General features: G+C 72.2%; 5 protein-coding genes. 3 read left to right on the top strand and 2 right to left on the bottom strand.

The features are described from left to right. On the bottom strand, positions 1-449 hold a 449-nt coding region (locus ACXJKL_RS10110; RefSeq protein WP_457206929.1), incomplete at its 3' end, for a hypothetical protein. A 150-nt stretch (positions 450-599) separates the two neighbouring features. Between ACXJKL_RS10110 and eccCa the strand changes: the two genes are divergently transcribed. After that, the gene (gene eccCa, locus ACXJKL_RS10105; protein WP_457206928.1) at positions 600-4,553 is read left to right on the top strand and encodes a type VII secretion protein EccCa; all 3,954 of its coding nucleotides are present in this window, start codon (positions 600-602) and stop codon (positions 4,551-4,553) included. A 243-nt stretch (positions 4,554-4,796) separates the two neighbouring features. On the opposite strand, the gene ACXJKL_RS10100 is transcribed toward eccCa, so the two are convergent. Then, positions 4,797-6,395, bottom strand: a complete 1,599-nt coding sequence (locus ACXJKL_RS10100) for a helicase HerA-like domain-containing protein (RefSeq protein WP_457206927.1) — start codon at positions 6,393-6,395, stop codon at positions 4,797-4,799. 56 nt (positions 6,396-6,451) lie between these two features. Here ACXJKL_RS10100 and ACXJKL_RS10095 point away from each other — a divergent pair, with 56 nt between their 5' ends. Together ACXJKL_RS10095 and ACXJKL_RS10090 are read left to right on the top strand one after the other, a co-directional pair. Continuing rightward, complete coding sequence (locus ACXJKL_RS10095; protein WP_457206926.1) at positions 6,452-6,748, top strand: type II toxin-antitoxin system VapB family antitoxin; 297 nt, start codon at positions 6,452-6,454, stop codon at positions 6,746-6,748. Next, positions 6,748-7,263, top strand: a complete 516-nt coding sequence (locus ACXJKL_RS10090; protein WP_457206925.1) for a LytR C-terminal domain-containing protein — start codon at positions 6,748-6,750, stop codon at positions 7,261-7,263. The genes ACXJKL_RS10095 and ACXJKL_RS10090 overlap by 1 nt, the downstream gene beginning before the upstream one ends. Positions 7,264-7,322 lie beyond the last annotated feature (59 nt).

The raw sequence follows: 7,322 nt of genomic DNA, 5'->3' as shown, positions 1-7,322 counted from the left end.
GAAGACGGCATACGAGATGTTCTATAGTCTCGTGGGCTCGGAGATGTGTATAWGAGACCGGCGTACCAGGCGGCGAGCCAGCCGGCGGCGGCCGCGAGCGCCATCACGACCGCGGCGACCGCGGGGGTGTCCCGCTGGGCGTGCAGCCCGTCCCGGTCGTCGGGGCGCGGCCGGGTGCGGTGGACGCCGCTGGTGGCGACGAGCACCGAGCCCGACTCGACCCCGGCGCTCGCCAGGGTCCGGTCGGCCGTCAGCAGCTCGCCGAGGGGGGTCTGGAGCAGCGGGATGCCGGCCGTGCCGGTCTGGGCGGCGTACTCCCGGGCCACGTCGACGGAGGTCGCCCCCTCGGGCACCACCAGGTCGAGCACCCCGGCCGGACCGTGCACGCTGACCGCGATGGTCGAGGCGAGCACGGGGTTCGGCTGCGCGTCGGTCACGACTTCCCCCATGATCTTCATCCGAGCCGGACATCGACCGGCGTCGTGCAGGCTAGTCGGTGCCGTACGGCCCACCTATCATCAACGCGACCATCCGGGTATGGCTAGGGGGAACTAGTGAGCACGACACTGCGTGGAGGGCATCGGCTCGACGAGCCGGAGATGCCCGGAGGCCAGATCGTCCTCCAGCCGCCGCCGGAGATCCAGGAGAGCGAGGGCGCCAGCGGCGTCCTGATGAACGCGATCCCGATGCTCGGCAGCCTGGGCTCGATCGTGCTCGTGGCGACCATGGGCGGCGGCGCCAACAAGACCCGCAGCTTCCTCGCGGCGGGCATGTTCCTCTTCGCCACCCTCGGCTTCATCATCGTCCAGATCGACCGGCAGCGTAAGCAGCGCGCCCAGCAGGTGACCGGCTCCCGCACGGAGTACCTGCGCTACCTCGCCAACATCCGCAAGGTCGCGCGCAACGCCGCCGAGCAGCAGCGACGAGCCCTCAACTGGCACCACCCCGAGCCGTCCGCGCTCCCGGCGCTGGCCGAGGAGCGGACCCGGCTGTGGGAGCACGGTCCGGGCGACGCCAACTACATGCACGTGCGCTACGGCCTGTGCTCCCAGCCGCTCTCCACCGAGCTGGTCCCGCCGGAGAGCGCCCCCGTCGACCAGGTCGACCCGGCGGCGGCGTCGGCGCTGCACCGCCTGCTCGTCGTCCACCGGGTGCAGCCCAACCTGCCCGCCTCCATCGACCTGCGCGCCTTCGACCGGGTCGAGATCTGCGGCCCCGAGGACGAGGCGCGTGCCGCGGCGCGGGCGATGATCCTGTCCGCCACCGCCTTCCACAACCCCGACCAGCTCGTCGTCGCCGTCCTCAGCTCCGAGCAGAACCTCACCCACTGGGACTGGATCAAGTGGTTGCCGCACGCCCAGAGCGCGCGCGAGGTCGACGCGGTCGGCCCGATGCGGCTGGTCACCACCTCGATCGACGACCTCGGCCACCTGCTGCCGCCCGACCTGAGCGACCGGCCCCGCTTCGGTGCCGACGAGCGACCCCCGACCCCGCACATCCTGCTGGTGATCGACGGCGGCCACCTGCCGCCCGGCAACCACATCGTGCCGCCCGACGGCCTCCACGGTGTCACCCTCCTCGACCTGCCGTCGCGCTGGGACGAGCTCGAGGACGCCACCCGCCTCCGCCTCCAGCTCGCCGACGACCGCCCGCAGCTGGGCAAGATGCCGATCCTGGCGATCCGAGTCCGCGAGGAGCCGATCAAGGCGCTCATCGACCAGTGCGACATCGCGACCGCCGAGGCCTTCGCCCGCCGCCTCGCCCCCCTCAAGACCATCAGCGCCGACGCCTCCAGCGGCGCGGCGGTGGACATCACCTCGACGACGCCCGACCACATGGAGCTGCTCGGCCTCGGCGACATCCACACCTACGACACCGCCACCGCGTGGCGTCCGCGTCCCGCGCGCGACCGGCTACGCGTCCCCATCGGCATCGGGGACAGCGGCGGCCTCGTGCACCTCGACATCAAGGAGTCGGCCCAGCAGGGCATGGGCCCGCACGGTCTCGTGATCGGGGCCACCGGATCCGGCAAGTCGGAGTTCCTCCGCACCCTGGTGCTCGGCCTGACGATGACGCACTCCTCCGAGCAGCTCAACCTCGTGCTCGTCGACTTCAAGGGTGGCGCGACCTTCGCGGGCATGGCCGACATGCCGCACGTGTCCGCCGTGATCACCAACCTGGCCAACGAGCTCACCCTCGTCGACCGCATGCAGGACGCCCTGTCCGGCGAGATGACCCGCCGCCAGGAGCTGCTGCGCGACGCCGGCAACTACGCCTCCATCCGCGACTACGAGAAGGCCCGGGCCAACGGCGAGGACCTCGCCCCGATGCCGTCGCTGTTCATCGTGGTCGACGAGTTCTCCGAGATGCTCTCCGCCAAGCCGGAGTTCATCGACCTCTTCGTCGCGATCGGCCGCCTCGGCCGGTCCCTGGGCCTGCACCTGCTGCTGGCCTCGCAGCGCCTCGAGGAGGGTCGCCTGCGTGGCCTGGAGTCGCACCTGTCCTACCGCGTCGGCCTGCGCACCTTCTCGGCCGGCGAGTCCCGGGCGGTGCTCGGGGTGCCGGAYGCCTACGAGCTCCCGGCCGTGCCCGGCCTGGGCTACCTCAAGCCCGACCAGTCGACGCTGCTGCGCTTCAAGGCGGCGTACGTCTCCGGACCGCCGTCGGGTCGTTCACGCGTACGCCGCGACGAGGGCGGCCACGTGCGCGGCATCCTCCCCTACACGATCTCCGAGGTGCAGGCCCTCGAGCCGCTGGAGACCGACGTCGAGGAGGCTCCGGCCGCCAGCGAGCACCAGGGCGAGCAGCCGTCGCTGCTCGACGTCGCCGTGCAGCGGATGATCGGGCAGGGCATGCCGGCCCACCAGGTCTGGCTCCCGCCGCTCGACGTGCCGGACACGCTCGACGAGCTCATGCCCGACCTCGTCGAGGACCCGGACCTGGGGCTCGTCTCGCCGCGTTGGCGCGACGTCCCGGGCCTCGTGGTGCCCCTCGGCACCGTCGACCGCCCGCGCGAGCAGCGTCGCGACACCATGACCCTCAACCTCACCGGCGCCAGCGGCCACGTCGCCGTCATCGGCGGTCCGCGGTCGGGCAAGAGCACGCTGCTGCGCACCATCGTCACCAGCATGAGCCTGGTCTCCACGCCACGGGAGTCACAGTTCTTCGTGCTCGACTTCGGTGGCGGCACCTTCGCCCCGCTGGCCCGCTTCCCGCACGTCGCGGGTGTGGCCACGCGCTCCGAGCCGGACGTCGTACGCCGTGTCATCGCCGAGGTGCAGGGCGTCGTCGACCGCCGCGAGGCGTACTTCCGCCAGAACGGCATCGACTCCATCGAGACCTACCGCAGCCGCCGGGCCCAGGGCCGGGCCGACGACGGCTGGGGCGACGTGTTCCTCGTCGTCGACGGCTGGAGCACGCTGCGAGCGGAGTTCGACGACATCGAGATGGAGCTCCAGCAGCTGGCCGGGCGTGGTCTGACCTTCGGCATCCACATCATCGCCGCCTCCGGTCGCTGGGCCGACTTCCGGGCCGCGATGCGCGACGTCTTCGGCTCCAAGCTCGAGCTGCGCCTCGGCGACCCGCTCGACTCCGAGGTGGACCGCAAGGTCGCGGCCCTCGTGCCGACCGGTCGGCCCGGGCGCGGGCTCGTCCCGAGCAAGCTGCACTTCCTGGCTGCCCTGCCGCGCATCGACGGGGACTCCGACGCGGGCACCCTCGGAGACGGTGTCGACGACCTGATCGACCGGGCCTCCGTCGCCTGGAAGGGCGACCCCGGCCCCAAGCTGCGGCTGCTGCCGGAGATGGTCGGCCTGGACCGGATCCGCGAGGAGGCGCTGCGTCGCCAGCTGCCGGAGAAGAAGCTGCTCATCGGCATCAACGAGCGCGAGCTCGCGCCGGTGGGGATCGACGCCTCCGCCGAGCCGCACATGCTCGTCTTCGGTGACGGGCAGTCGGGCAAGAGCGCCCTGCTGCGCAACTACCTCCAGGAGGTCATGCGCACGCGGACCCCCAAGGAGGCGCAGATCGTGGTGGTCGACTACCGCCGCTCGCTGCTGGGCGAGGTGCCGGACGAGTACCTGCTCAACTACCTCACCTCCGCCACCCAGGCGACGCCGACGCTCAAGGACATCGCCAGCTACCTCGAGAGCCGCATCCCCGGCCCGGACGTCACCCCGGACCAGCTGCGCAACCGCTCGTGGTGGACCGGTGCCGAGGTGTTCGTGGTCGTCGACGACTACGACCTGGTGGCCACCCAGCAGTCGTCGCCGGTGCAGGCCCTCCAGCCGCTCATGGCGCAGGCCCGCGACACCGGCCTGCACGTCGTGGTGGCCCGCCGCGTGGGTGGCGCGTCCCGCGCCCTCTACGACCCGGTCATCCAGTCGATGCGCGACCTCGCGATGCCCGGCGTGCTGCTGTCGGGCCCGCGCGACGAGGGTGTGCTCATCGGCAACCTGCGACCGCAGCCGGCGCCGCCCGGCCGGGCGCGCGTGGTGACCCGCGACGGGGGCACCGAGGTCACCCAGCTCGCTTGGACCGAGCCGACGACGTGATCCCCGTCCGTCCCGGCCGGTGCCGGGGCGGGCTGGGGACGTCGGTCGTCCTACCGCGGGCAGTGAGTCCGGCCGGCGGGCGGTGAGTCAGCCACCTTCTCCCTCAACCGAACGTGGCTCGGCCACCGCCGGTGCGCGTGGCGGGCGCCGACACGCGGGTGGTCGGTGGGTCAGCCACCGTCCCATGATGGTCGGACGTGGCTGCCTCACCGCCTGTCCCGGCCCCACCTGCCTCAACCAGCGTCAGCGGCGCCCGGACTTGAACATCCCCCGCGCGATCTCCCGGGCCGCCGTACGCATGAAGTCCTTGAAGACCGGCGAGCCGACGACGGTCTCGAGGACGCCGTCCTCCTCCTTCGGGGCCTTCGGGGCCGGGGCGGGCCTGCGCGCGCGCTCGGACTTCGCCTCGCGGGCCTGCTCCTTCGCCCGTGCGTCCTCCGCGGCCTTGCGGGCGCCCTCCTCGAGCCGGGTCGCCAGGATCTCGCGGGCCGACTCCCGGTCGACGACCCGGCTGTACGTCGCCCAGCGGGGCGACGCCTTGACGGCCGCCTCCATCACCGCGGGGTCCGCCATGGCCATCAGCGACTCCGGGGCCCGTAGCCGGGTCCACGCCACCGGGGTGGGTGCTCCGCGCTCGTTCATCACCGTGACCACGGCCTCGCCGATCCCGAGCGAGGTGATGACCTCGCCGAGGTCGTCGTACGCGGACCTGGGGTAGGTGTTGACGGTCTGCTTGAGCGCCTTGGCGTCGTTGGGCGTGTGGGCCCGCAGCTGGTGCTGGATGCGCGAGCCGAGCTGGGCGAGCACGTCGTCGGGGACGTCGGTCGGGCTCTGGGTCACGAAGAAGACCCCGACGCCCTTGGAGCGGATCAGCCGGACCGTCTGTGCGATCTGGTCGAGGAACGCGTCGCTGGCGTCGTCGAAGAGCAGGTGGGCCTCGTCGAAGAAGAACACCAGCTTGGGACGATCGACGTCACCGATCTCGGGGAGGTCGTGGAAGAGGTCGGCCAGCAGCCACATCAGGAACGTGGAGAACACGGCCGGCCGGCTCTGGAGGTTCGGCAGCTCGACGAGGCTGATGACCCCCCGGCCGTCCTCGGTGGTCTGCAGGAGGTCGCGGGACTCGAACTCCGGCTCGCCGAAGAAGGCGTCCGCACCCTGGTCGGAGAAGGCGATGAGCTCGCGCAGGATCACCCCGGCCGTGGCGCTGGACAGCCCGCCGAGCCCCTTGAGGTCGCCCTTGCCCTCGTCGCTGGTCAGGTGCTGCACCACCGCGCGCAGGTCGGCCAGGTCGAGCAGCGGCAGCCCGGCCCTGTCGGCGTGGTGGAAGACCAGGCCCAGGCTCGACTCCTGGGTGTCGTTGAGGCCCAGCACCTTGCTGAGCAGCATGGGTCCGAACGACGACATGGTCACCCGCAGCGGCACGCCGGTGCCCTCACCGCCGAGGGCGTAGAACTCCACCGGGAACCCGGTCGCCTTCCACTGCTGTCCCACGGAGCTCGCCCGTGACTCGATCTTGGGGCCGCCCTCACCGGGGAGGCTGAGACCCGACAGGTCGCCCTTGATGTCAGCCGCGAAGACCGGGACGCCCTGGGCGCTGAGCTGCTCGGCGAGCAGCTGGAGGGTCTTGGTCTTGCCGGTGCCCGTGGCGCCGGCCACCAGCCCGTGGCGGTTGAGCATCCCCAGCGGGATCCGGATCCGTACGTCGGAGAGCCGGGTCGCGTCGAGCATCAGGCCACCGAGCTCGAGCGCGGTCCCCTCGAACGCGTAGCCGGGGGCGACGGCGGCCGCGATCGGGTCCTGGGAGCTGGCTGCGGTCGACTCGTCGGGCATGTCGGTCATGGCGCGAGCCTAACCAGCACGCAGGGGCGCCGGGACGGCGTCGTTATAGTCACCGCGTGATCTTCAAGCGCGTGGGCGAGGGGCGCCCCTACCCGGCGCACGGGTTGAGCTCGCGCGACTGGGCCGCCATCCCGCCCCGGCAGGTGCGCCTCGACCAGCTGGTGACCACCAAGGACACCCTCCAGCTCGCCACCCTGCTGGACGAGGACTCGACCTTCTACGGCGACCTCTTCGCGCACGTCGTCTCGTGGCAGGGCGACCTCTACCTGGAGGACGGGTTGCACCGCGCCCTGCGCGCCGCCCTGCACCAGCGCAACGTGCTGCACGCCCGCGTCCACGAGCTGGCCGGCTGATGCGCGACGGCGTCCGGTCCGCCCTCACCCTGGGCGGGCTCTGCCTCCTCATGCTCGCCGCCGGCGCCTGGGGCTGGAAGGCACTCACCCAGCCGCTCCCGGACAACGCCCCGGCACCACTGTGCACCGACACCACGGTGGCGGCCGGCACCCCGGTCTTCCGCGACCAGGTCGCGGTCAGCGTCTTCAACGCCAGCTCGCGCTCCGGCCTGGCCGGCGCCACCCTCGAGCTCCTCGAGGACCGCGGGTTCGTGGGTGCCGACACCGGCAACGCCCCCGAGCCCGTGCGCCGCGTGCAGATCTGGGCCGCCGACCCGCAGAACCCCGCCGTACGGCTGGTCAAGCGGCAGTTCCGCAAGGCCCAGGTCGTGGCCGGGACCGAGGTCGACGGCGAGCCGCTGGGGCGCGGGGTGGTCGTGGTCCTGGGACAGTCCTACTCGTCGCTGCGCGAGAAGGAGATCGAGTCGGTCAAGGCCAGGACCGACGCGACGTTCTGCAGCCCGCCCGGCTCCTGAGCGGCTGGTCCCTACGACCCACCCGCCCGTCCGACCCGCCCGGTCGCTCAGCCCTGGCC

This window comes from Nocardioides sp. P5_C9_2 (assembly GCF_054049555.1).
The sequence above is the reverse complement of the archived record's forward strand: the minus strand, read 5'-3'. Positions and strand labels throughout refer to the sequence as shown.